Origin of the sequence: Gordonia asplenii (genome assembly GCF_012933505.1) — a bacterium.
GTDB lineage: Bacteria > Actinomycetota > Actinomycetes > Mycobacteriales > Mycobacteriaceae > Gordonia > Gordonia asplenii.
Map to the genome: position 1 here is coordinate 266631 of NZ_JABBNB010000002.1, position 22944 is coordinate 289574.

The 22944-nt window shown below is 65.0% G+C and carries 23 protein-coding genes; 13 read left to right on the plus strand and 10 right to left on the minus strand.

The annotated features are described in order from the left end of the window. Positions 1–286 precede the first annotated feature (286 nt). A complete protein-coding gene (gene gdhA / locus HH308_RS03225; protein WP_170192730.1) occupies positions 287–1636 on the plus strand; it encodes an NADP-specific glutamate dehydrogenase in 1350 nt (449 codons plus the stop codon). On the opposite strand, the gene HH308_RS03230 is transcribed toward gdhA, so the two are convergent. Continuing rightward, positions 1629–2948, minus strand: coding sequence for an alpha/beta hydrolase (locus HH308_RS03230; RefSeq protein WP_170192762.1), 1320 nt, complete (start codon positions 2946–2948; stop codon positions 1629–1631). The two genes, gdhA and HH308_RS03230, sit on opposite strands and share 8 nt — an antisense overlap. Before the next feature lie 246 nt (positions 2949–3194). On the opposite strand from HH308_RS03230, the gene HH308_RS03235 reads away from it, so the two are divergent. Then, positions 3195–3578: a PLD nuclease N-terminal domain-containing protein gene (locus HH308_RS03235; protein ID WP_170192763.1), complete on the plus strand. Its 384-nt coding sequence runs from the start codon at positions 3195–3197 to the stop codon at positions 3576–3578. A 615-nt stretch (positions 3579–4193) separates the two neighbouring features. On the opposite strand, the gene HH308_RS03240 is transcribed toward HH308_RS03235, so the two are convergent. Further along, a complete protein-coding gene (locus HH308_RS03240; protein ID WP_170192731.1) occupies positions 4194–5405 on the minus strand; it encodes a serine hydrolase domain-containing protein in 1212 nt (403 codons plus the stop codon). A 14-nt stretch (positions 5406–5419) separates the two neighbouring features. After that, complete coding sequence (locus HH308_RS03245; RefSeq protein ID WP_170192732.1) at positions 5420–5707, minus strand: hypothetical protein; 288 nt, start codon at positions 5705–5707, stop codon at positions 5420–5422. 261 nt (positions 5708–5968) lie between these two features. On the opposite strand from HH308_RS03245, the gene HH308_RS03250 reads away from it, so the two are divergent. Then, positions 5969–6982 carry a hypothetical protein gene (locus HH308_RS03250; RefSeq protein ID WP_170192733.1) on the plus strand — a complete coding sequence of 338 codons (1014 nt, stop codon included), beginning with the start codon at positions 5969–5971 and terminating at the stop codon, positions 6980–6982. Here HH308_RS03250 and HH308_RS03255 read toward each other — a convergent pair. Then, positions 6979–7452, minus strand: a complete 474-nt coding sequence (locus tag HH308_RS03255) for a 5' nucleotidase, NT5C type (RefSeq protein ID WP_170192734.1) — start codon at positions 7450–7452, stop codon at positions 6979–6981. The genes HH308_RS03250 and HH308_RS03255 overlap by 4 nt on opposite strands. Positions 7453–7522: 70 nt before the next feature. Here HH308_RS03255 and HH308_RS03260 point away from each other — a divergent pair, with 70 nt between their 5' ends. Further along, entirely contained in the window at positions 7523–8095 is a 573-nt protein-coding gene (locus tag HH308_RS03260; RefSeq protein ID WP_170192735.1) for a DUF4822 domain-containing protein, read from the plus strand. Between the two features lie 385 nt (positions 8096–8480). Here HH308_RS03260 and HH308_RS03265 read toward each other — a convergent pair whose 3' ends face one another. Continuing rightward, positions 8481–8909 (minus strand): DoxX family membrane protein, encoded by a 429-nt coding sequence (locus tag HH308_RS03265; RefSeq protein ID WP_170192736.1) that lies wholly within the window; start codon positions 8907–8909, stop codon positions 8481–8483. Positions 8910–8998: 89 nt separating this feature from the next. Between HH308_RS03265 and HH308_RS03270 the strand changes: the two genes are divergently transcribed. Genes HH308_RS03270 through HH308_RS03285 form a run of 4 tightly spaced genes read left to right on the plus strand, consistent with a single transcriptional unit; the run spans position 8999 to position 12757 of the window. After that, on the plus strand, positions 8999–9733 hold the full coding sequence (locus HH308_RS03270) for a helix-turn-helix transcriptional regulator (protein WP_170192737.1): 735 nt from the start codon (positions 8999–9001) through the stop codon (positions 9731–9733). 10 nt (positions 9734–9743) lie between these two features. Next, positions 9744–10346 (plus strand): class I SAM-dependent DNA methyltransferase, encoded by a 603-nt coding sequence (locus tag HH308_RS03275; RefSeq protein WP_170192738.1) that lies wholly within the window; start codon positions 9744–9746, stop codon positions 10344–10346. Beyond that, a complete protein-coding gene (locus HH308_RS03280; RefSeq protein WP_170192739.1) occupies positions 10339–12222 on the plus strand; it encodes a propionyl-CoA synthetase in 1884 nt (627 codons plus the stop codon). The genes HH308_RS03275 and HH308_RS03280 overlap by 8 nt, the downstream gene beginning before the upstream one ends. Before the next feature lie 13 nt (positions 12223–12235). Further along, the gene (locus HH308_RS03285; protein ID WP_170192740.1) at positions 12236–12757 is read left to right on the plus strand and encodes a methylated-DNA--[protein]-cysteine S-methyltransferase; all 522 of its coding nucleotides are present in this window, start codon (positions 12236–12238) and stop codon (positions 12755–12757) included. A gap of 32 nt (positions 12758–12789) precedes the next feature. On the opposite strand, the gene HH308_RS03290 is transcribed toward HH308_RS03285, so the two are convergent. The 3 genes from HH308_RS03290 to HH308_RS03300 all read right to left on the minus strand — a co-directional run bounded on the left by HH308_RS03290 (position 12790) and on the right by HH308_RS03300 (position 15376). Then, on the minus strand, positions 12790–13503 hold the full coding sequence (locus HH308_RS03290) for a T3SS (YopN, CesT) and YbjN peptide-binding chaperone 1 (protein WP_170192741.1): 714 nt from the start codon (positions 13501–13503) through the stop codon (positions 12790–12792). A 680-nt stretch (positions 13504–14183) separates the two neighbouring features. Continuing rightward, positions 14184–15125, minus strand: coding sequence for an NADP-dependent oxidoreductase (locus HH308_RS03295; RefSeq protein ID WP_170192742.1), 942 nt, complete (start codon positions 15123–15125; stop codon positions 14184–14186). A 62-nt stretch (positions 15126–15187) separates the two neighbouring features. Then, complete coding sequence (locus HH308_RS03300; protein ID WP_170192743.1) at positions 15188–15376, minus strand: hypothetical protein; 189 nt, start codon at positions 15374–15376, stop codon at positions 15188–15190. A 108-nt stretch (positions 15377–15484) separates the two neighbouring features. Between HH308_RS03300 and HH308_RS03305 the strand changes: the two genes are divergently transcribed. The 3 genes from HH308_RS03305 to HH308_RS03315 all read left to right on the plus strand — a co-directional run bounded on the left by HH308_RS03305 (position 15485) and on the right by HH308_RS03315 (position 16823). Further along, on the plus strand, positions 15485–15946 hold the full coding sequence (locus tag HH308_RS03305; protein ID WP_170192744.1) for a hypothetical protein: 462 nt from the start codon (positions 15485–15487) through the stop codon (positions 15944–15946). 71 nt (positions 15947–16017) lie between these two features. Then, on the plus strand, positions 16018–16215 hold the full coding sequence (locus HH308_RS03310; protein WP_170192745.1) for a hypothetical protein: 198 nt from the start codon (positions 16018–16020) through the stop codon (positions 16213–16215). A 23-nt stretch (positions 16216–16238) separates the two neighbouring features. After that, a complete protein-coding gene (locus HH308_RS03315) occupies positions 16239–16823 on the plus strand; it encodes an HD domain-containing protein (protein ID WP_170192746.1) in 585 nt (194 codons plus the stop codon). 166 nt (positions 16824–16989) lie between these two features. On the opposite strand, the gene HH308_RS03320 is transcribed toward HH308_RS03315, so the two are convergent. Continuing rightward, positions 16990–18534: an APC family permease gene (locus HH308_RS03320; RefSeq protein ID WP_170192747.1), complete on the minus strand. Its 1545-nt coding sequence runs from the start codon at positions 18532–18534 to the stop codon at positions 16990–16992. A gap of 325 nt (positions 18535–18859) precedes the next feature. On the opposite strand from HH308_RS03320, the gene HH308_RS03325 reads away from it, so the two are divergent. Further along, positions 18860–19321 carry an Lrp/AsnC family transcriptional regulator gene (locus HH308_RS03325; protein ID WP_170192748.1) on the plus strand — a complete coding sequence of 154 codons (462 nt, stop codon included), beginning with the start codon at positions 18860–18862 and terminating at the stop codon, positions 19319–19321. Positions 19322–19709: 388 nt separating this feature from the next. On the opposite strand, the gene HH308_RS03330 is transcribed toward HH308_RS03325, so the two are convergent. After that, positions 19710–21230 (minus strand): gamma-aminobutyraldehyde dehydrogenase, encoded by a 1521-nt coding sequence (locus HH308_RS03330; RefSeq protein ID WP_170192749.1) that lies wholly within the window; start codon positions 21228–21230, stop codon positions 19710–19712. A 208-nt stretch (positions 21231–21438) separates the two neighbouring features. Here HH308_RS03330 and HH308_RS03335 point away from each other — a divergent pair, with 208 nt between their 5' ends. Beyond that, positions 21439–22824 (plus strand): aspartate aminotransferase family protein, encoded by a 1386-nt coding sequence (locus tag HH308_RS03335; protein WP_170192750.1) that lies wholly within the window; start codon positions 21439–21441, stop codon positions 22822–22824. The last annotated feature ends 120 nt before the right edge of the window (positions 22825–22944 follow it).

Below are 22944 nucleotides of genomic sequence, written 5' to 3' on the forward strand. Positions count from 1 at the left end.
TCCTCCCAATTCGTAGGCCGTATGTCCTGCCGCACATTCCTAACAGAACTGTTATGCGGGGGTGCGGTGTTTATCCTAGGCGGCGTCGGCGACTGGACGCCGAGTGCGGCGAAATGTCTTCGCTGTCAGCGTCGTTCACGCAGGACCCGTGGTCGGCACCGTCATCTGATCGGCCTACGGCCGGGGGCGGGTTCGGGTCGCAGCGGTCGATGTCTATCGTGAGTCGCATGCGTGCATTTGCGTGTTTCTAGGCATTCGACGGATTCGACATTCAGGAGTAGTCAGCGTGGCACAGGTCGACGAGCAGTTGCAGGACCTCTTTTCCGAGGTCGTCGCACGAAATCCGGGGGAGCAGGAGTTCCACCAAGCGGTCCGCGAGGTGTTCGACAGCCTCGCACCGGTGGTGGCGCGCCATCCCCACTACGCCGACCTGGCGGTGATCCAGCGATTGTGCGAGCCGGAACGGCAGATCATCTTCCGCGTGCCGTGGGTGGACGACACCGGGCAAGTGCAGATCAACCGTGGTTTTCGCGTGGAGTTCAACTCGGCACTCGGCCCCTACAAGGGCGGCCTGCGCTTCCATCCGAGCGTCTACCTGGGCATCGTCAAATTCCTGGGTTTCGAGCAGATCTTCAAGAACGCGCTGACCGGTCTGCCCATCGGCGGCGGCAAGGGCGGGTCGGACTTCGACCCGAAGGGCCGCTCCGACGCCGAGGTGATGCGGTTCTGTCAATCGTTCATGACCGAGTTGTACCGCCATGTCGGTGAGTACACCGACGTTCCCGCCGGTGACATCGGCGTCGGTGGCCGTGAGATCGGCTACCTGTTCGGCCAGTACAAGCGGATCACCAATCGCTACGAGTCGGGTGTGCTGACCGGCAAGGGCCTGGCGTGGGGCGGTTCACAGGTGCGCACCGAGGCGACCGGCTACGGCCTGGTGTTCTTCGTCGACGAGATGTTGCGCGCGAACGGTCAGTCCTTCGACGGGCGGCGAGTCTCGGTGTCGGGGTCGGGCAATGTCGCGATCTACGCGATCGAGAAGGTCACCGCACTCGGCGGGACCGTCGTGGCGTGCTCGGATTCGTCGGGTTATCTGGTCGATGAGGACGGCATCGACCTGGACCTGCTCAAAGACGTGAAACTCAATCGTCGTGAGCGCATCGACGCCTACGTCGCCGAACGCGGCGGCAAGGCGCGACTCGGTACTGCCGGATCGATCTGGCACGTGCCGGTCGACGTCGCGCTGCCCTGCGCCACGCAGAACGAGCTGTCCGATTCCGACGCCGCCGCTCTCATCGCCAACGGTTGCCGGGTCGTCGCCGAAGGGGCCAACATGCCGTGCACCCCGGAGGCCGTCAAGGCATTCGACGCCGCCGGCGTGCTGTTCGCACCGGGCAAAGCGGCCAACGCGGGTGGTGTCGCGACGAGCGCGCTGGAGATGCAGCAGAACGCATCACGTGATTCGTGGTCGTTCGAGTACACCGAGGGACGCCTCGCCGAGATCATGCGTGGCATCCACGACCGCTGTCTGCGTACCGCCGACGAGTACGGCGACCCCGGCAACTATGTGCAGGGCGCCAACATCTCCGGGTTCGTGCACGTCGCCGACGCGATGCTGGCGCTCGGCGTCATTTAGCGACCGATGCCGGGACGGCGGCGGGCGCCGACAGCTCGCCGGTCATCCAGCCCAGCGACTCGGTGAAGGCGGTCTCGGCGAACTGCCAGGTGTGCCCACCGTCGGACAGATGCACGGTGCAGTCGATGTGCACGGTCTTGGCGGTGGTGCACAGCTGTTTGGCGGCGTTCAGTTCGGTGCCCGGCGGCATCATTCCGCCGCCGTCGCGCCCGCCGGTGCCGTCTCCGCCTTGGTGGTATTGACCGCCGGGCGGGTGATGGCCGCCGCCGAAGTGTCGGTGCTCGCCCTTGCCGTCGGAGTCGGCGAACCACCCGACGACGCCGGTGTATGCGCCGTGCCGAGTCATCACCGACGTCGGGTCGAACGCGGTCCACGCGGCGGTGCTGCCGCCGAACAGCCGTGCGACGGTCTGCGCCTTGGTGCCCGACACCGGGCCGAGATCACCGGCGATGTCGGTGAACGCGCTGAAGTCCTCGGGGTGCATCACCGTCAGATCGATGGCGCAGGTACCGCCCATCGACCATCCGACGATGCCCCACGCCTTCGGTGACGGATCGGCTCCGAACTGCGAAATAACTTGCGGCCGAACCTCTTTGGTCAAATGGTCGGCGACATTTCCGCGCGGACCGTTGACGCACTCGGTGTCGTTGTTGAAGCTTCCGTTGACATCGGGGAAGACGAGGATCGGGGCGTGGCCGGCGTGCGCGGCGGCGAACGCGTCGACGATTTGAACCGCGTTGCCGGTGCGCATCCAGTCGGCCGGGGTGTTGAACTCGCCCGGCAACATCATGATGACGGGCAGTTTCGGCGGAGGCTGGTTGGCGGGCGCCGACAGCCATTGCGGAGGCAGGTAGATGTATTCGCCCCGGTGCGGGAAGCCGCTGATGTCGTCGGGGGTGGTGATCGGTACGACGCGCCCGGTGTTGGTCGGCTTGCCCCGCAGAGCGGGTAGATCACCTGCGGCGATCTGGTCGGGCAGCGGACCCGCGGTCAGCGCGCCCCATGCGGCCTGCACAGTGCGGTAGTAGCCAACCCACTGATTGCCGACCAGGCCGACGCAGGTGACGGTCGCGATGATCGCGAGGACCGACGCCGTGCGGGTGAACCACCGAGCGCCACGGAAACCGACGATCGCGAGGACTACGCAGAATCCCACGGCGGCGACCCACCACCACAGCGCGGCGGGCGCGGGGTCCGACGCTAGTCCCTGCGTCGTCAAGATGTGGTGGGCGAGGAGATAGAGAGCCACGCCACCGGCGATCGCGACGGGCAACCACAACAGATAGACCCGGCGCGTGCGGAAGGCGAGCATGATTGCGATCGCAACGACGGCGATGATCTCGACCGTGACCGGCAGCCACCCGCTCAGAAGCGAGACGCCGTGTTGATAAGGACCCACGTGACGCGAGTGTGGTCAGAAAGTCTGTGAATCTTCTGGAAATAGACGGGCAGCACGCTGTCTATCGCCCAAATCAGGCCGGAACAGCTGGCATTTCCGGTAATTCCGGCGTCGCGTGTTATGTTCGATTGATTGAAATCGGCATTCGCGGGAGGAATGATGCCATATCTCAGTCTTCTGCTCTTCGTTGTGCTCGTGGTCGCGCTGATCGACATCATCGGAACTGACGATGCGTTGATCCGGGGCCTCCCGAAAATCGGCTGGGTGCTCGTTGTTGTCATACTGCCCCTCATCGGGGCACTGGCCTGGTTGGCAGTGGGTCGTCCAGTGGCCGACGACGTGCGCGGCAGCCGCCACGGTCAGACGTCGGAGTTCCCCGAGTACGACCGGCCCGGGCGCTATGTGCCCGCCGATCCGGAAGCCGACCGCGAGTTTCTGGAGGGCCTGCGCGCACGCGCGGAGGAGCAGCGTCGAAGGGCGCGCGACCAGGAACGCGAACGCGCGCGGCGGGACGACTCCGGCAACGACGATCAGACTTCCTAGTGTTGTGTGTTGCACTTAAAGAGTTGTGTGACGGTTGCGGTCCTCTGCCGGTTGAGCGACGTTCCTCTGCCGGTTGAGCGAGCGGAGCGAGTCGAAACCCCGCCGGCCGGGCAATGACGGACCTCGCGGCGTCACAGTGGTTTCGACTCGGCTTCGGCTCGCTCGACCTGAATCCACCGATGGTAGGCCCTTTTCGCTGGTTGAGCCGTGAGGAGCGTTAGCGACGAGCGTGTCGAAACCCTTGGATTGAGCGAGCGCAGCGAGTCGAAATCACGGTGACACAATGGTATTCGATGAGTCGCGGCTGACCACCACCACTGCAGCATCAGCGCGACCGTCGAATGCACCTGTTGGGTGCGGGGCTGGAGATGATCACGACCATCGGAACGCGAGAAAAACGGTCGCGCGAAATCTGTTGTGTCACCGTGGTTTCGACTCGGACCTCGGCTAGCGCTACTTCGACTCGGCTAGCGCCTCGTTCAGCACGGCGCTCGGACCGGCTCAACCAGCGGAAGGGGTGCCATCGGTGGATCCAGGCTCAACCTAGGCTCAACCGGCAGGATGCGGCGACGCGGGGTACGCGCAAGATATCAATACCATTAGGCGCGACACACCCTAGATCGCTTCGTACACGGCTTTCTCGAATGCGCTGTAGTGCCCGAAGCTCACCCGGTCGGCGAACGGGAACAGTTGCGCCGCCCAGTAACCCGCGATCTTGTTCCGCGGGTCGAGCCAGAAATACAGATTCGCAAGTCCCGCCCAACTCTGCGAGCCGGCGGGTCGGCCGGTCGGTGATGTGGCACCGTCGCGCGCGAACGCGAGCGACCACGATTGGTGCGGAAGGAATTTGGTGTCATTGGACAGCGGCGGCAGGACCGTGCTGAGGTCGGGCATCGGCAGCCCGTGAAGCTGGTCGGCACAGGCTTCGGCGATGGTCGACGCCGCGACAAGTTGGCTTCCGTCGTCGGAGCGGCCCTCGCGCAGCCACATCCGTAGGAACCTCAGGTAGTCCTCCACTGTCGAGTAGAGCCCGTGACCGCCCATGTGGACTTCGGGATTCTCGACCGGACCGAATCGATGGTTGGGTTTGAGCGATCCGTCGGGGCGGCGGTGATGCAGTGTCGTCAGCCGGTCGCGATCGGCCGGGGCCACGCCGAATGCGGTGTGCGACATGCCGAGTGGGACGAACAGACGCTCGGCCATGACGTCGCCGAGGCGTCGACCGGTGATCGCCTCGATCACCAGGCCCACCCAGTCGAGGCCCGTTCCGTAGAGCCAGTCGGTGCCCGGATCGAACAGCAATGGCGTGCCGATCGATGCCCGTCTGCAGGTCGCGATGTCGGGGACGCCGAAGTCCTGTTGCAGTCGGAGATAGCGTCCGCTGTAGAAGGCGTAGCCGAAACCCGAAGTGTGCGTCAGTAATTGGCGAGTCGTCGGGACCGAGCGGGCTGGCCGGAGGAGTTGACCGCCCGCAGCATCGAAGCCCTCGATGACCGATATCCCCGCCAACTCCGGTAGGTAGGTGTCGGCGGGGACGTCGAGGTCGAGGAGTCCGGCGTCGACGAGAGTCAACGCCGTGGTGGCGGTGATGGCCTTCGTCGTCGAGAAGATGCCGAATACCGTGTCGGTGGTCATCGGGGTGTCGGCGTCGAGGGCGCGAACGCCGCTGGCCGACAGGTAGACGGTCGCCGCGTCGGTGGTGACTCCCGCGACGACTCCGGGTACTCGCCCCTCGCCGGTTGCCGGACCGGCCGTGGCCGCGCGCACCACCGGGTCGAGATGGTGCGCGAGACGATCGGCGAGCGGAGAGGCATCAGCGGCAGTCATGCCTCCATTGTGGGTCACGATGCGATCTGTCCCCGATCGCCACCCAGAAAGCGGCCCACCGCAACGAATTTCGCGTGCAGCAGTGACCACGTCTGTGCTTGTTCGGCCGCGGTCTGCGCGGCGTCGAACTGCGCGAGCGTCTGACAATGCCGCTCATTCTCGGTCCACCGGGCGGCTTGCAGCGATGCGTGGGTGACGAGGCGGGCGACGAGTGACGGATCGTGGTGGCAGGCGAGGGCGACCTGCTCGACGGTGAGGTCGACGGACAGCGTGTGGGCGGCGGAGGTGTGGTTGGTGTCCATGGCGCAGACGTTAGCGCGGCCCTATGACACATCTGTTCGAGCGGACTGTGGGGCGCCTGGGAAGGTCGTAGGGTTGAGGTCGTGGCGTCGCAGAAGAGAAATCGAAGCAGTAGCCGGAATGCGAAGAATCAGCGTCGAGCGACCCGCAAGGCTCGGGCGGGTGCGTCTCGCGGGTCCAGCTCGCGCGGCTCGCTCTGGTCGGGTTATCGCACGTGGTTGCGCGACGACGCCGAGGTGCCGGGGTATCTCACTGAGGGAGTGGTGGATCAAACCAGGTCACTATTGGACTCGATCGCTCTGTATGAGCCGAACTTCGATCCCACCGCGTGGACCGTCGACGACGCTCTCACCGCGATGACCATGCTCGACGAGGTCGACGGCGACGACGAGGACGACCTCGGGCGGCGGGCCGCGGGTATCGCATCCGCGCGGTGGTGGCTGGAGTATTGCGGCGATGCGCAGATCTGGCGCGGCGAGAACGTCGATCGCGAGATGATTCTGTCGCTCTTTGGGAAGGCGCTCAGCGAGATGGGCGATCCCTCCGATAAGGACGACTTCGACAGTGACATGTTCGCCGACGTCGAGTACACCGAGTCGTTCGAACTGCAGCGTGACGCGCTGGCGCAATCGCCGATCGTCAGCCGGTTCGCGAAGTTTCTGGACTGGTATGACCGGCACGGACGGCCGATGCCGGGTGAGGCGTCGGTGGAAAAGCTGGAGGCGCTGTATGCAGGGCTTGGCCTGACGCCCGACGGTGAGAACATGATGGCCGATCTCAAGAGCATCGCGGTGATGTGGAGTTGGGTTGTCGTCAGTGGACCGGAGCCGCAGGAGCGATGGCACGACGACGGCGATGCGAGTGCGATGCCCTTCGACGTTCAGTTCGGGATCGTGTCGGCCCGCATCAGCGATGTCATCGAATGGGAGATCGCCGACGACACGTCGTCGGACTTGTCGGACGACGAAGCCCGGCGTCTGGCAGGGCAGGTGGGCCTGGCGTTGCGTGCCTTGCTGCTCGCCGCGGTCGTCGAGGAGCCGATTTTCATCGCAGACTGGGAGCACGACGTCGCAGCCTCCGATTCTCGGTTGCTGCCCGCTGTCGCTGCCGAATGCCGTAAACGGATCGAGATACTCATCGCCGAGGGCGTTCTGTCGGTCGTCGACGGCCGGTGGACGCTCGTGCCGGGTCTGAAAGCGGTGGTCGAAGACGCAGTCGCGCTGGACGACATGTTTGCGAGCGGCGTGGTTGGCGACGACTTCTTGCCAGACGATTAGACGGTCAGCGTCGCGAGCAGGTAGTCGACGACTGTCGGCCAGTCGGGGAATCGCGACTGGCCGAAATGAATGTGCTCACCGGCGAAGTTCTCGGCACCGTTGTGGAGGCGGTCGTCGATGAGAAAGTCCCCGACGTTGAGGTCTTTGTGGTGGGACAGGATCAGCCGCTTGTACGCGGGGCTGTCGGGCGTGGAGCCGAGGTGCCGATGTACCCAAGACAGCTTGTCCGACCATGCCGTGGGATTGTCCCAGGGCGCGGTCGACAGGATGTAGGTGTCGAAATGCCTTGCGAGAGTGATGAATCCGTCGATCGCGCCGGGCCGCGGGGCCATCAACGCGAAGATGCCGGGCGCGTCGTCGTAGTGTCCGCGATAGCGCTCGACGTCCTGCGCGGACAGGCGAGCGATACCGGTCGGAAAGTCGACGAGCACATTGTCGATGTCGACGTAGACGACGGGTTTGGGGTTCATGCGCCTCCGTGTCGGATTGCGTTTGCCCGAATCGCGACGAGTGCGGCACTCGGTCGGTCAGGATGTGAGTATGCGTATCAAGATAGTGGTTGCTGTGCTTGCGTCGGTAGCGCTGGTGACGGGTGTCGCCGCCTGCTCGTCGAGCGATGACGGGTCGACGTCGTCGACCTCGGCGATGTCACCTGCGATGTCTTCTGTGGCCGGCGCGTCGTCGAGCACACCGGAGATGACGGCACCGACGCCGAGTAGCGTCGCACCGGGCACGCCGTCGGCGACGCTCGCGTCGACGCCGTGGGAGACCACGTCGGCGACCGATCAGCACGGGATGAAACTGGCGCTCACCGACAAGAACGTCGCGAACTACGTCGGGTTCGCCTATTTCAAGCCCGACGGCACGTTCACGATGTTCACCCTCGACGACAAGCCCAAGATGCACGGCGTGTGGTCGGTGTCCGCGGACGGGAAGACCCGTACTATCACATCGCTGAACGACGCGGGGAAGGTCGCATTCACCCGGCAGTCGCCGATCGTCACGCTGACCGACAAGGAGTTCGTCTACCGGACGTTCCCCGACCCGGCCAACAAGTCCGTCTACGTCGACATCGTGCATACCCCGACGAAACACCAAGCGCCGCAGGGATAGTGCACTTCTCGAGTTCCCAGACCACATCTCGAAACTCGCTCGACGGCGCGCTGTGTCCGATTTCGGCACTAGTGGGGTGTCGCGGTTAAAGAGTTGTATGACGTTGCGTTCCTCTGCTGGTTGAGTGACGTTCCTCTGCCGGTTGAGCGAGCGGAGCGAGTCGAAACCCCCACCGGTCGGGCAATGACGAAACCCGCAGCGTCGCAGTGGTTTCGACTCGGCTTCGCCTCGCTCAACCAGCAGGATGCGGCGAAGCAGGGGGTGCGCAACTGCCCCTCGGCGACCCTGGATTCATCGACGGGAGGGGGTGCCATCGGTGGATCCAGGATGAGTGAGTGGATGCATCCGATCCGCACAACGATGTCGTCAATTGGACAGCATGTAGTCAAGCGCGGAGTCGACGCGCGTAGGTGACGGCGAGTCGCGACAGGGCGAGTGCGGCCACCAGCAGCCCGAAGTCGCGAAGTGCGACGTCGTAGAAGCCGGAGAGCGTCAGCAAGTCGACGATGATGCCGGCGAGCCATGCTGCCACCAGCAGCGCCCCGTATCGAGGTGCGATGGCAACCGCGATCCCGGCGACGATCTCGATCACGCCGACTACGTACATTCCGGTCTGTGCCGATCCGGGCAGAATGTGATCGATCCAGGGGGCGAGATACTGCGGCCAGTCGGTCAGTAGATTCGCGAACTTGTCCAGGCCGAACAATATCGGCGCCACGGTGAACACGGTGCGCAGCAGTAGAAATGCCTGGTAACGAGGGTCTTTGAGGTCCCGCTCCGCGGTCGTGGCGGGGCCGGCGGCTGTAGTAGTCATCTATCGCTCCTTCTAAAAACAGTGTGTGTTGTTAATAGTAGGAGCGGCTGGATATTTACGTCAATAGTCATGGGTTTTAGAATTCCGATATGACAGACACACCCGAGTTCGACGCTGTCGCCGCGATCGCGATCCTCGACGAACCCGCTCGGCGCGCGCTCTACGACTATGTTGCCGCCGCGTCGGGCTCGGTTGGGCGCGACGACGTCGCAGCAGCGATGCAGATGTCGAGGTCGACCGTCGCATTTCATCTCGACAAGCTCGTCGACGCCGGTCTCCTGACGGTTGAATACGTGCGCCGAACTGGTCGCCGCGGGCCGGGCGCAGGGCGGCCGGCGAAGATGTACACGCGATCGTCTCGGACGATTGCAATGCACCTGCCGTCACGCGCGTACGAACTGGCCGGCCAGTTAATGGCAGCCGCCATCGAAGGTTCGGCGGCAACGGGCGAGAACCCGACGGCTATCCTGACGCGTGAGGCGGCAAGCGCCGGTCAAGCCATCGGGGCACAGGGAAGGACCTGCGCAGCAGGTGGGCTGACCGATATTCTGCGTAACTGCGGCTATGAACCCCGGAACGTGACCGACTCCGAAATCGACCTCATCAACTGCCCGTTTCACTCACTGGCGCAACGACATACGGCGATGATCTGTTCGATGAACAAGGCGCTGCTGGAGGGGATTCTGGTCGGCGCGGACCACGCCGGTGAAGTGCGGGCCGAGTTGTCGCCCGCGCAAGGCCGGTGCTGCGTCCAGTTGCGGCGAGACCCCGCCGACAACGACGGGCGAGAAACTCGCGAAATCCCTCGATCGACGGATGCGTAGCCTCACTGCCATGGCACCCACCCGATGGCAACGTTCGGCAGCAGCCTCGCGGCGCTACGTCGAGCGGTTCGACCGACTTGAACGCGATGGCGTCGACCTACACGGTGAAGCGCGGTTGATCGACGCCGTTCTGCCGCGTGGCGCCGACGTGCTCGACGCCGGATGCGGCACTGGACGCGTCGGTGCAGAGCTTGCGCGTCGTGGGCATCGGGTCACCGCGGTCGACCTCGACCCGGTGCTCGTCGCGCAGGCGCGCGCCCACTCGAATCTCGTTGTGCATCAAGCGGATCTGGCGACTCTCGACCTCGGAACGGACTTCGACGCGGTGGCGATGGCGGGCAACGTCATGGTCTTTCTCGAGCCCGGAACCGAGCGCCGGGTCGTCGCCAACGTCGCACGCCACCTTCGTCCGGATGGAGTCTTCGTCGCTGGATTCGCCACCGACCGCGACTACCGCGTCGAGCAGTTCCACGACGACCTGCGTGCTGCGGGGTTCACCGTCGAGACGACGCTGTCCACCTGGGATCTGCGACCCTGGCATGACGGCGCGGATTGGGCTGTGACGATCGCACGTCTGCACGGCCCACTGGCGATAGGGTCGAAGAATGAGTAGCTACGCCCAAGAGTTTGCCCGCAGCATCTCCGACCGGGATGGTTTCTGGCTTGACGCCGCTGCCGCCGTCGACTGGGTGACGCCGCCGACTCGGGCACTCGACGACTCCGCGGCGCCGATCTACCGCTGGTTCCCCGACGCCGAGCTCAACACGAGCGTCAATGCCCTCGATCGGCATGTCGCTGCGGGTAACGGTGAGCGGATCGCGCTGATCTGGGATTCGGCGATGGTCGGTGAGCAGCGCAGCTTCACCTACGCCGAACTGCTCGACGAGGTGGCCCGATTCGCCGGCGTGCTCGCCGGTCGCGGTGTCGGGAAGGGCGACCGGGTCATCATCTATTTGCCGATGATCCCGGAGGCGGCGATCGCCATGTTGGCGTGCGCTCGTATCGGCGCGGTGCATTCGGTGGTGTTCGGTGGTTTCGCAGCGCCGGAACTGGCGACCCGCATCGACGACGCCGAGCCTGTCGCGCTCATCACGGCGTCGGGCGGACTGGAACCCGGCCGGACGATCGAGTACCTGCCGATCGTGGCGAAAGCCGTTGAGCTGTCGGCGGTTGCGCCGTCGACGATTATCGTCAAGGATCGCCCACAAGTGCCCGGATCGGCCGCCGATCACGGTTGGCTCGACTGGGACGGGCTGGCGGCGGGCGCGCAGCCCGCCGGTCCGACGACGGTTGCGGCGACCGACCCGCTCTACATCCTCTACACGTCGGGTACGACGGGCAAGCCTAAGGGTGTGGTGCGCGACAACGGCGGTCATGCGGTGGCGTTGGCGTGGTCGATGCGCAATGTCTATGACATCGGTGCCGATGACGTGTGGTGGACCGCGTCGGATGTCGGATGGGTGGTCGGGCACTCCTACATCGTGTACGGGCCGTTGCTGGTCGGCGCGACGACGGTCATGTACGAGGGCAAACCGGTCGGCACCCCGGATGCCGGCGCATTCTGGCGAATCATCGACGAGCACAAGGTGAATGCGTTGTTCACCGCGCCCACCGCGATCCGCGCGATCCGCAAGGTCGACCCCGAGGCCGCCGAACTGGCCCGCTACGACGTGTCGTCGCTGCGGACGTTGTTCGCCGCGGGTGAGCGGCTCGATCCCGATACATTCCATTGGGCGGGAAGGGTGTTGGGTGTGCCGGTCGTCGATCACTGGTGGCAGACCGAGACGGGGTGGTCGATCGTGGCGAATCTGCGTGGTCTGGAACCGATGCCGATCAAGGCCGGCTCACCGACGGTGCCGGTTCCCGGGTATGACGTGAAAGTCGTTGACGCGCAAGGGGCGGAGCTGTCGGCGACCGAGGAGGGCAATATCGTCGTGAGCTTGCCGCTGCCGCCGGGCACGCTCGCCGGCCTGTGGCGTGACGAGGCGCGGTACCGGGATTCGTATCTGTCGGCGTTCCCCGGCTTCTATCTCACCGGTGATTCGGGGTACATCGACGCCGACGGGTACGTGGTTGTGCTCGGGCGTTCCGACGACGTGATCAACGTTGCCGGGCACCGACTTTCGACGGGCAGCATCGAGGCGGTGGTGGCGACTCACCCGGCGGTTGCGGAGTGCGCGGTAGTCGGCATCGCCGACGATCTCAAGGGGCAGCGGCCCAGCGGGTACGTCGTGCTGAAGGCGGGAGTCGACATCGACCCGGACACCCTGCGCAGTGAGCTGGTCGCCACTGTGCGCGAGGAGATCGGCGCGGTCGCCACGTTCCGCGACGTGACAGTTGTTGCGGCCCTGCCGAAAACGCGGTCGGGCAAGATTCTCCGCAAGACGATGCGCCAGATCGTCGACGGCGAGCAGTACACCGTGCCGTCGACCATCGAAGACCCCGCGGTACTCGACGCGCTCGCACAACAACTGGCGCCACAACGGTGAACGGTGGCCGAATATGTTGCGGCACACGCTGATCGACAGTCCTCTCGGTGCGATCAGACTCGTCGCCGATGACGCCGCGTCGGGTGCCGACAGTCTGATCGGGCTGTACTTCGACGCCAGCTACGACGGTGCGGGCGCGCAGCACGGGCCGCGGGTCTCCTGCGAAGTCGACGAGTTCCTGGCGCGCGTCGCGGGGCAACTCGCTGACTACTTCGCCGGCGTCCGACGCGCCTTCGACATTCCGATAGATTTGCGCGGCAACGATTTTCAAGTACGAGTCTGGGAGCAGATCGCCGCGATCGAATTCGGACACACGCGCACCTACGGTGAGGTGGCCCGCGACTTGGGCGGCGTCGGTCTGGCGCAGGCGGTCGGCCGGGCCGCCGGGCAGAATCCGGTGGGCATCGTCGTGGGGTGTCATCGGGTGGTCGGCGCCGACGGAAAGTTGGTCGGGTACGCGGGCGGGTTGAAGCGTAAGCGCTACCTGTTGGACTTGGAGGAACCGCGCGAGGTGAAGGAATCTCGGCTGTTCTGATTCGGCTCGGAGAGCGCCGATATCGCTACCGCTCAGGCTTTCAGCGCGATCATCCGCAGGGCGGTGCGCAGTGCGTCGCTGGTGTTCTTCCACTCGTCGGCCGACGCCCGATCGTGCGCGGCGTCATCCGGGTCGAGGTCGTGCTCTGCGTCCGAACGTAGTTGTGTCTCAAGGTTGTTCGACAGCGCGAGCACGTTGAGCACGGTCTGCTGGTCGCTGCGGCAGATGGCGACCACGTCGTCGACGCTGATGGCGTCGTCGGCGTGCTGCAACTCGAATATCGTTCGGAGGATGGTGCGTTCACGTTCCTGCTCGTCGTCGCGCCAGTCGGGTTGCGGGGTGTCGGCGGCGCGGCCACTGAGCGAGATGGCGAGTTCGTTGCGTCCGGCGAAGGCCTGTGAGAGGTGTCCGAGCATTCGATCGACGTGCGGGGTGACCAGTGGATCGGCGGGTACCCGGCAGCCGACGATGAGGCGATCGGCCAAGAGCCGGAACTTCAGCTCGGGAAACTTGTTGTTGAGGAACGCGGCGGTGAAGGCGGCTTGTGCGGTGTCGTTGATGGCGACGACGAGCGGGGCCCACATGTCGATCGCGCGGGCGTCGTAAGCGGTGCTGACGTAGAGGGTGCAGGCGTCGAGTTGCAGCGGGATGTCGCCGTCGTCGTCGCGGGCGGGTGGGGCGTCGAGCAGGGTGGCGAACACGGCGTTGACTTGTTCATCGAGTCCGTCCGGGGTGAGCTCGGTCATCACTCTCCAATCGTCAACTGCGACGTTACTTGTCGTACGCCGCGCATACGGTCGCCGACACGTAACAACTTCGGTGCGAGGTGTCGCGTCAAGACTGCGATCGCTGAGACGTGCTGATGATTGAGCCGGTGGCCATCTGCTGGTTGAGTCGGGCCGGAGCGCTACAGCTAGCGACGTGCCCACCGGCTGGTTGAGCCGGGCCGGAGCGCTACAGCTAGCGACGCGTCCACCCGCTGGTTGAGCCGGGCCGGAGCGCTAGCGTAGCCCGTGTCGAAACCTCGTGAGTTGGTGGCGCCGGCCTGGTCGATCATTTTGTGGGGGTTGGGAATTCGCCTTATCCGCTGGTTGAGCCGTGAGGAGCGCTACTTCGACTCGGCTGGCGCCTCGCTCAACCTGGTTTCACCGGTCGGGGCACTGCATCTGCTGGTTGAGCCGCGAGGAGCGCTAGCGACGAGCGTGTCGAAACCCCTGTACCACAATGCATTTGGTGGTAGCGCACGTGTCGAACTGTGATGGTATCGAATATCGAGGCGTGTGCACCCGTAGAGTGCACACGCGTCACTTGCCGGGTGTCATCGCCGTAATTGGCGCGGACCGTCGAAAGTCGTTGTGGCTGAGAGGTTTCGACTCGGCCCGCGCCTCGCCCAACCGGTAGAGCCGCCGCTCGGTGGACCACCGAGTCACGGATGGAGGATGAACTTTCCGCGCGGATGCGCGGTCGCCAACTCGGTCAGTGCAGTAGCGGCGTCGTCGAGGTCGAAGATCTTGGCGACGTCGAGGACCAGGCGGCCCGCAGCGGCGTCGTCGAGCAATTGTCCGATGGCCCGCGCTCGGTTGGCCCTGCTCTGCTCGGTGGAGCCGTCGACGAGGGTGACGTCGCCGCCGCGACCGAAGGCCGCGATGCTGACGATCCGTGCCCGATCACCGACGAGCGCGGTCGACACGTCGACGGCTTCGTCGGTGCCGACGGTGTCGATCGCGGCGGAGACGCCGTCAGGAGCGGCGGCACGTACTCGATCGAGTAGGCCGTCGCCGTAGGTGACCGGTATCGCGCCGAGATCGCGCAGGAAGTCGTGGTTGCGCTCGGCGGCCGTGGCGATCACTTTGGCGCCCTTGGCGATAGCGAGCTGCGTGGTGATCGCGCCGACGGCGCCCGCGCCGCCGTGGATGAGCACGGTGTCGGTGTCTGAGACTCCCGCGGTGGCGATCGTGTCGGCGGCGGTGACTCCGACGAGGAGCAGTCCGGCCCCGACGTCGAACGAGAGGCCGGCGGGCTTGGGGTGGACCGCGGAACCGGTGGCGAGGATCTCGCTGGACAGGCCGCCGACCGCTCGATACACCACGACCTCGTCGCCGACGACGATGGGCGTGCCCGTGGAGTTCACCGCGCCGTCGCCGACGGCGGAGACCACGCCGGCGGCTTCGAAACCGATGTGGATCGGCAGTTTGGCGGGGTCGGAGCCCATGACGCCGGCGACCGTCTTCACATCGATCGGATTGAGGGCGCTGGCGCGGACGTCGACGACGACCTGACCGGCCTCCGGCACCGGGGAGGGGATTTCGCGTACCTCGACGACGTCGGAGGGTTGTCCATATGCGGTTGCTACGACAGTTCTGGCCATGATTCGTTCAAGGTGACCTACCGCGGAGATATTCCGCAGTCCCGCTCGTGGCGGACGTTTCTTCAGTCCTCGCTCGAGTCGCGGTCGCCGATGAAGGCGATGAGGTCCGGCGTCGACGATGTGATTCGATCGACTTCCTCGCCGCCGTCGCAGCGGAACAGGCCGACGGTGATCGTCCCGCCGCGTCGGGACAACACTCGCCACACGGCACCCGAGTCGGTCCAGCGTTCGAGAGTCTCCACCGCGGTCATGGCTTCGACAGTAGCCCTTCCCGGATCGGCCCAGTTCATCGAACGTATTAGCGAAAGTTGTCAGGGGGTCGTGCTCTACTCGATTCAGCCCAGAGGACAGGAGCAGTCATGGCAACACCTGATCGTCACGACATCGAACACGGTTCGTCAGTGCCCGACGCCGCCGATTCACCGTGGGGTGCGGCCGCCGGCTGGTTACGGGGGTGCATCGACGACATTCCGCTCGCCGGCGTCCTCGACGTCGGGCCGCACCATGTGCGGGTCGGCGACTCCTACGACGTCCACTGCGCGCAGATCCAGCGGCTGGAGCGCGGGCGGCTGCTCCTGCGATTGTCGACGATGCTGATGATCATCCCGCTGCTCGACGGATATGACGCGCCCGACGCCCGGCTCGACTGTTGGTATCACGACGACCTATTCGAAGACTGCACCCACGGCTACCTGATCAGCATGTCGTCATCGATGGTCGCCGACCTGGTGATGGCGTGGTTCCGTGACCGCGGTGGGTTCGTCAGCCCGGATGAACTCGGGTACTGCACCACGGTCGCCAAGCAGCTGCCCGGTGGGTGAACGCCCTGATCTTTCCCCCAAAGGTGCTGCTGACCAGTGAAATCGCTCGCGAGTGGGATCAGAGTGGAGTCATGACTACATCAACATCCAATTCCACCGGCACCTCCTTCTGGAAGGTTCTCGGCATCATCGTCGCCGTGCTGATCGGTCTCGCCATCATCGGCCCGCTGCTCAAGGGACTGTTCTGGCTGGCGTTCGTCGCGCTGGCCGTCTACGGCGGTTTCGTCCTGTTCCGTCGGATGCGCAGCGGGTCGTCGACGCACCTGTGAGCGGGGCGCGATAGCGTGGCCGAATGGCTGATTATCTGACATCCGCCCAATCGGAGGATCTTCTCGCGAGGTGGTCGCAGCCGCACCGCCGCTATCACACCGTCGACCATCTCAACGCGGTGCTCGCCCACCTCGACACCCTCGCCGCGAACGGCGTGGCGTTCGACGCAGAACCCGTGTACCTCGCGGCGTGGTTTCACGACGCGATCTACGAGATCGGCCGGTCGGACAACGAGGCCGCGTCGGCACAGCTGGCGCGGGACATGTTGAGCGATAAACCAGCCGACGTCGTCGATGAGGTGGCCCGGTTGGTCGAGGCGACAACCGACCATGATGTCGACCCACTGGACCGTAACGCTGCCGCATTGAGCGACGCAGATCTCGCGGTCCTCGCGGGCAGTCCCGAGCAGTACGACGACTATGCCGCGCTGGTACGGGAGGAGTACGCCGATGTACCCGACGCGACTTTCGGGCCTGCGCGTGCAGCCGTGCTCGATGCGATGATGTCGGGCGGGCCGATCTACGCGACCGAATACGGCCGGCAGAACTGGGAGGCCGTCGCCCGTGACAACGTGACCAGCGAGATCACGCGATTGCTGACGGCCTAGTGCCCGACACGCGACCTAGAAGTCAGTAGGCTCAGCGTGATCCGTGCTGACCCGGTCGTCGAACCAATCGGTCCGATGTGGAACAGCTGAACGACGTCACACCGGCGGCAGCCGTCTGAGGCTGCCACCGGTGTGACGAAGCGTTCGACCACGCGACTGCGGAAGTTCAGGCGAGCGTCGATTCGGTCAGAGCTTCCTTGGACTCGACGTCCGAGTCGACGAGCTCGGCTGCGGCGACCTCCGCGGGCTCGACCGGCTTCGCGTTGACGGCCAGGTCGGCCTCGACAGCCTCAGCCGATTCCTTCCAGATCCACGGCTGGTGGTCCTGAACGACGCGGCGGTAGAAGTACAGCACCACCGACAGTGAGAGCACGAACACTCCGACGATCAGTTCCTTTGTCGTTCCGTAGCCGGTGATCTTCGCACTCAGCGCCCCGACGACCAGCATCGCGGAGTCGACTACCACCAGGAACCCGGCGATGTAGAGCCACTGCCCGCCCAGCTTGATGGGCCGCTCGGCGTCGGGCATGTCCCGGCGCAGGTGCAGGAATCCGGTCAGCGACAGAATGTGGCAGAGCAGGTAGCCGACGATGCCGGCGACGATCACGGCCAGCGCCTCGCCGACGAAGAGGATCAGGATGACGTTGACGACGAGGTCCAGCGACATCGCCCGACCGGGCACCTTGAACCGATTCAACTCACCCAACTGCCGGATGGTCAGTCCTTCCCGGGCACTGCCGTGCAGTACTCGGCCGCCGTCGGCGGTGGTCATCACCATCAGCAGCACGAGACCGGCGATGAGGCTGATCGTCATGAAGATGTCGCCGCCGGGGAACAGCTTGCCGAAGGTCTCTAGATAGAAGGTCACCGGATTCGCCGCGACGTCGGCTTGGTGGGTCAGGCCGCCGACACCGAGGGGCACCAGAATGTAGACGGCGATGACGAAGAAGCCGGCCAGCCGCAGGGCGATCTTAGAGTCTCGAACGGTGAACTTGAACTCCGGCACGAACGACGCGACTGCCTCGATGCCGTACACCGACCAGGCGAGCACGAACATCCACGCGAGGGCCGTGCGCCAACCGGACTCGCCACTGGCGCCGAGGTCCCAGTGCATGTTGGAGATCGACCAGTCCGCCGAGAAGAGCGGCGCCGCAGCGAAGATGATGATCGGAACGACCACCAGCACCCCGGTGACATACATGATGCTCATCGCCACGCGCATGCCGATGACGTTGAGCCCCCAACCAGCGAACAGAACACCGAGCGCGATCAGGTGCGGCAAGCCGATGGTGGCTAGCCCCGTCGAGAACGTCCAGGTCTGCGATGGTAACCACTCGGCCTGGACCAACTTGCCGATCTGCAGGCCGTAGATCGCCAGGGAGCTCGACCAAGAGAACCAGTAGCCGAAGGTGGCGATCGGGCCGACGAGGGTGGAGTGTCGACGCCACCCTTCGTGCGCGAACATCGAGATGCCGCCGACCTTGTCGGCGAACATCGCGGCCATCTCCGAGTAGATGAAGTTCTGCAGGCAGGCCAGCACGGCGACCGCGCCGAGCAGGACCATCGTGGTCCATCCGCCGATCGCACCGAGGGCGTAGCCCATGCCGACGAACAGGGCCGCGGGTATCGACAGGCTGATGGTGAAGCCGTCCCACCATCGCAGGTTCTTTTGATAGGCGTGGTCGTCGGCGAATGTGTCGTGCATGGTCATGGGTATCTCTCCAGTTCGCCCTAGGTGATCATCCTCCGTGCGGTGCCGGACTGCCAGATGCGCCGGAAGGAAGAGGGCGGGTCAGTGATTCGAGGACACCGGCCGGCGGTTCGGCATTGAACTGCGCAGTGCGGTGTGATTCATGACACTAGCACCACGCAATGCGTTGCGCAATCGCTAGAAAGTAACGAAATTCGTTAACATTGCGCGATGAGTGTGCGCATTGGTAGACGACGGGTCGTCGTCGTCTCGCAATCGGACAAGCGGGCCGCGTGCGCCGCGGGGAGACTGCGACGAGCAGGTGACGATGGCTAGAGTTCTCTCCATGCAGTCGCACCATCTCGATGACTTGGACCGTGAAATCCTCGACCAGCTCGGCGACGACGGCCGACGTGCGTTTCGTGAGATCGCGCGCAACCTCGGGTCGTCCGAAGCGACGGTCCGCGCGCGCGTCAAACGCATGCAGGACCTCAACATTCTGCGGATCGTGGCATTCGCCGATCCGGAGGAACTGGGCAATTCGCAGCTCGCGATCGTCTTTCTCACCGTCGACCCCAAGCGGCATTCGGCGATCGTCGAAGAGCTCTGCGAGATTCCCGAAATCTCTTATGTGTCAAGCATTCTCGGGCGTGCCGACATCTGCATCGAGGTGTCCAGCGCGAACAACACGCAGCTGTGGGCCTTCCTCAACGAGCGAGTCAGCACCATCGATGGCGTCCAGGCCACAGAGACGGTGTCGGTGGTGAAGGTCCACAAGCTGCGCTATTCCAGCCGCGGGGAGCGGTGATCAACGGAGGCCCTGAGGCATAGCCGCGCCAGGGCCCCTGCCGGTTGAGCCGGGCCGGGGTCTCCTGCTGATTCGGGCATAGCCGCGCCAGGGCCCCTGCCGGTTGAGCCGGGCCGGAGCGCCAGCACAGGCCCGTGTCGAAACCGCGTAGGTCGGCTCGGAAACAGACACCGCAGGCGGATCCACGAAATCGATTGCATCACCAGGGATCGGTTCGACCCCGCCGCGCTCACGCTGAAACAAGCGGCCGGGCAGCTCAAACTCGGATCGACCGATGAGCCACGACGCAGTGTCGGACCACGGTGTCCGGACTTCCGCCGATCCGGTCCGGCTCAGTCGGCGCTCAGACGATCGGGCGGAACGGATCAGGCTCTCCTCGGCGCGGTGATCAGTCGAGGCGGAAAACCGTTCGATGCCACGGCTTACGTGCGACGCCGGTGATGTCGCTCATGACGTGCTTGATCGTCAGATACTCCTCGAACGAGTAGGTCGACATGTCTTTGCCGAAGCCGGACGCCCCGATGCCGCCGTGCGGCATTTCGCTGATGATCGGGATGTGGTCGTTGACCCACACGCAGCCTGCGTTGATTTCCCGCGAAGCACGTTGTGCGCGATACAGATTCGTCGTCCACGCCGACGCCGCCAGGCCGTAGGCGGTGTCGTTGGCGCGGCGGATCGCGTCGTCGTCGCCGTAGTGCTTGCTGACCGTCAACACCGGGCCGAACACCTCGTCGCGGTAGATCTCGGAGTCTTCGGCGACGTCTGCGACGAGGGTCGGCGGGTAGAACGCGCCGGGGTGATCGGGGAGTTCGCCACCGGTGACGATGCGTGCGCCGGCTTCGCGAGCGCGCTGCACCATCGCGTGCACCCGATCGCGGTGCACGGTGGTGATGAGTGAGCCGACGTCGGTCGCGGAGTCCGTCGGATCGCCGACGGTCACCTGCTCCATCAACGCGGCCACCCCGTCGACGAAGCCGTCATACAGTGACTCGGCGACGATCGCCCGGGTGGCCGCGGTGCAGTCCTGGCCGCCGTTGATCAGCGATGCCGCGACCGCGCCGTGCACGGCGGCGTCGAGATCGGCGTCGTCGAACACCACGAACGGAGCCTTGCCGCCGAGTTCGAGCTGCACCCGCGTGCCGTTGGCGGCGGCCTGCGCCATGACGGCACGCCCCACCGGGGTGGAGCCGGTGAAGGTCATGACGTCGATGCCACGATGTCCGGCGAGGTGGGCGCCGACGTCGACGCCGGTGCCGGTGACAACGTTGAACACGCCGTCGGGCAGCCCCGCTTCGGTGGCCAGTCTCGCCAGATGCAATGTGGTCAGGGGTGTCAGCTCGCTCGGCTTCAAGACGACCGCGCACCCGGCCGCCAGTGCGGGGATGACCTTCCACACCGCCATCTGCAACGGATAGTTCCACGGAGTGATCGAGCCGACGACGCCGACCGGCTCGCGGCGAATCGACGACGTGTGTTGGCCCGAATACTCCGCACTCGCCTTGCCGTCGAGATTGCGTGCGGCGCCGGCGAAGAAGTCGATGTTGTCGATACTGCCTGGGACGTCGAACTCGCGGGCCAGTCGAATGGGTTTGCCGGTTTGTGAGACTTCTTGTGCCGCAAGGAGTTCGGCGTCGCGTTCGACGAGACGCGCCAGTGCCGTCAGCACTGCGGACCGCTCTCCAGGCGTTCGGAGGGACCAGGAGGCGAACCCGCTGCGTGCCGATGAGATGGCGTCGTCGACGTCGATCGAGTCGGCGAGGGCGACCGCAGCCACGGGTACGCCGGTCGCCGGGTTGACGACGGTGTACGACGGTCCGCCACCGTCGCGCGCTTTGCCGTCGATCCAGCATCCGGGGATGGTTTCCGGATTGCCGATGGGGGTGGGAGAGGTGGTCGTCTGTGTTGACATGCTGAACTCCAATTGATTGATTGCGTGACAACTATGCCAGAAAACCACGCATTGCATAACTGATTAGCTGTCAAAGCTTGCAATTCGCGTCGTGAAGACCCACACTGGAAGTGCGCGAGGTCACACCGACGGAGCTGTCGGTCCGGACTCGCCGAGATCCCCGCCGGCGCTTCCGTCCGTATTCGCCCGGCCGACCCGAGGAACCTTGATGACAACAATAGCCACCGAATTGCCGGATACTTCCCGACTGGAGAGCGCAGCCAAGCGTCACCTGTGGGGCCATTTCACCCGGCAGTCCGACGAGATCACCCCGCCGATCATCACCCGCGGCGAGGGCGCCCGCATCTTCGACAGCCGTGGCCGCAGCTATATCGACGGACTGTCGGGATTGTTCGTCGTCCAGGTGGGGCACGGACGATCCGAGCTCGCCGAGGCCGCGGCGCGCCAGGCCAGGGAACTCGCCTTCTTTCCGCTGTGGTCGTATGCGACGCCGCCGGCCATCGAGCTCGCCGACCGGCTCGCAGAGTACGCGCCCGGTGATCTCAACCGAGTCTTCTTCACCACCGGAGGCGGCGAGGCCGTCGAGAGCGCGTGGAAACTGGCCAAGCAGTACTTCAAACAAGTTGGCAAGCCCGGCAAGCACAAGGTGATCTCCCGGTCGATCGCGTATCACGGCACCACCCAGGGGGCGTTGTCGATCACCGGAATCCCCGCGCTCAAGCAGGCGTTCGAGCCGCTGACTCCGGGCGGATTCCGGGCGCCCAACACCAACATCTATCGCGCGCAGGACGGACTCGCCGACGACCCGGAAGCCTTCGGCATCTGGGCCGCCGACCGCATCGCCGAGGCCATCGAATTCGAGGGACCGGATACCGTCGCCGCGGTTTTCCTTGAGCCGGTACAGAATTCGGGTGGATGCTTCCCGCCGCCGCCGGGATACTTCGCCCGCGTTCGCGAGATCTGCGACCGGTACGACGTCCTGCTGGTCTCCGACGAGGTGATCTGCGCATTCGGTCGCATCGGATCGATGTTCGCCTGCAACGACTTCGGCTACATCCCGGACATCATCACCTGCGCCAAGGGCATCACGTCGGGCTACTCGCCACTCGGCGCGATGATCGCCTCCGACCGTCTCTTCGAACCGTTCGCCGACGGCCAGACCGCATTCGCACACGGCTATACCTTTGGCGGGCACCCGGTTTCGGCTGCGGTAGCCATGGCGAACCTCGACATCTTCGAACGCGAGGGCATCAACGCACACGTCGCGGTACAGGCGCCGGCATTCCGGTCGACGCTGGAGAAGCTCAACGATCTGCCCATCGTCGGAGATGTGCGCGGTGAGGGATTCTTCTACGGCATCGAACTCGTCAAGGACAAGGCGACCAAGGAGACCTTCAGCGACGCCGAGGCTGAACGCATCCTGCGCGGCTTCCTGTCCACCGAGCTGTTCGACGCCGGGCTCTACTGCCGTGCCGACGATCGGGGCGACCCCGTCATCCAGCTCGCGCCGCCGCTGATCAGTGGCCAGGCCGAGTTCGACGAGATGGAGCAGATCCTGCGCGGAGTGCTTTCGCAGGCGTGGACATTGTTGTGACAGTGCGCAATTGGTCCCCGTCGGTAGGAACTGGGGCCTGCATCCGCGGTTGGGTGAGCGCACCTGCTTCCGTTGGTTGAGCCTGGTTTCACCGGCCGAAGCGTCCCTCTGCTGGTTGAG

Coding starts and splice junctions, on each gene's coding strand:
- HH308_RS03235 (WP_170192763.1), top strand. CDS start 3,195: ATGCCATATCTCAGTCTTCTGCTCTTCGTTGTGCTCGTGGTCGCGCTG.
- HH308_RS03315 (WP_170192746.1), top strand. CDS start 16,239: ATGGCTGATTATCTGACATCCGCCCAATCGGAGGATCTTCTCGCGAGG.
- HH308_RS03335 (WP_170192750.1), top strand. CDS start 21,439: ATGACAACAATAGCCACCGAATTGCCGGATACTTCCCGACTGGAGAGC.
- HH308_RS03280 (WP_170192739.1), top strand. CDS start 10,339: ATGAGTAGCTACGCCCAAGAGTTTGCCCGCAGCATCTCCGACCGGGAT.
- HH308_RS03245 (WP_170192732.1), bottom strand. CDS start 5,707: ATGGACACCAACCACACCTCCGCCGCCCACACGCTGTCCGTCGACCTC.
- HH308_RS03270 (WP_170192737.1), top strand. CDS start 8,999: ATGACAGACACACCCGAGTTCGACGCTGTCGCCGCGATCGCGATCCTC.
- HH308_RS03330 (WP_170192749.1), bottom strand. CDS start 21,230: ATGTCAACACAGACGACCACCTCTCCCACCCCCATCGGCAATCCGGAA.
- HH308_RS03325 (WP_170192748.1), top strand. CDS start 18,860: ATGCAGTCGCACCATCTCGATGACTTGGACCGTGAAATCCTCGACCAG.
- HH308_RS03300 (WP_170192743.1), bottom strand. CDS start 15,376: ATGACCGCGGTGGAGACTCTCGAACGCTGGACCGACTCGGGTGCCGTG.
- HH308_RS03265 (WP_170192736.1), bottom strand. CDS start 8,909: ATGACTACTACAGCCGCCGGCCCCGCCACGACCGCGGAGCGGGACCTC.
- HH308_RS03275 (WP_170192738.1), top strand. CDS start 9,744: ATGGCACCCACCCGATGGCAACGTTCGGCAGCAGCCTCGCGGCGCTAC.
- HH308_RS03295 (WP_170192742.1), bottom strand. CDS start 15,125: ATGGCCAGAACTGTCGTAGCAACCGCATATGGACAACCCTCCGACGTC.
- HH308_RS03305 (WP_170192744.1), top strand. CDS start 15,485: ATGGCAACACCTGATCGTCACGACATCGAACACGGTTCGTCAGTGCCC.
- HH308_RS03260 (WP_170192735.1), top strand. CDS start 7,523: ATGCGTATCAAGATAGTGGTTGCTGTGCTTGCGTCGGTAGCGCTGGTG.
- HH308_RS03320 (WP_170192747.1), bottom strand. CDS start 18,534: ATGACCATGCACGACACATTCGCCGACGACCACGCCTATCAAAAGAAC.
- HH308_RS03310 (WP_170192745.1), top strand. CDS start 16,018: ATGACTACATCAACATCCAATTCCACCGGCACCTCCTTCTGGAAGGTT.
- HH308_RS03285 (WP_170192740.1), top strand. CDS start 12,236: ATGTTGCGGCACACGCTGATCGACAGTCCTCTCGGTGCGATCAGACTC.
- HH308_RS03240 (WP_170192731.1), bottom strand. CDS start 5,405: ATGACTGCCGCTGATGCCTCTCCGCTCGCCGATCGTCTCGCGCACCAT.
- HH308_RS03230 (WP_170192762.1), bottom strand. CDS start 2,948: ATGCTCGCCTTCCGCACGCGCCGGGTCTATCTGTTGTGGTTGCCCGTC.
- HH308_RS03255 (WP_170192734.1), bottom strand. CDS start 7,452: ATGAACCCCAAACCCGTCGTCTACGTCGACATCGACAATGTGCTCGTC.
- HH308_RS03290 (WP_170192741.1), bottom strand. CDS start 13,503: ATGACCGAGCTCACCCCGGACGGACTCGATGAACAAGTCAACGCCGTG.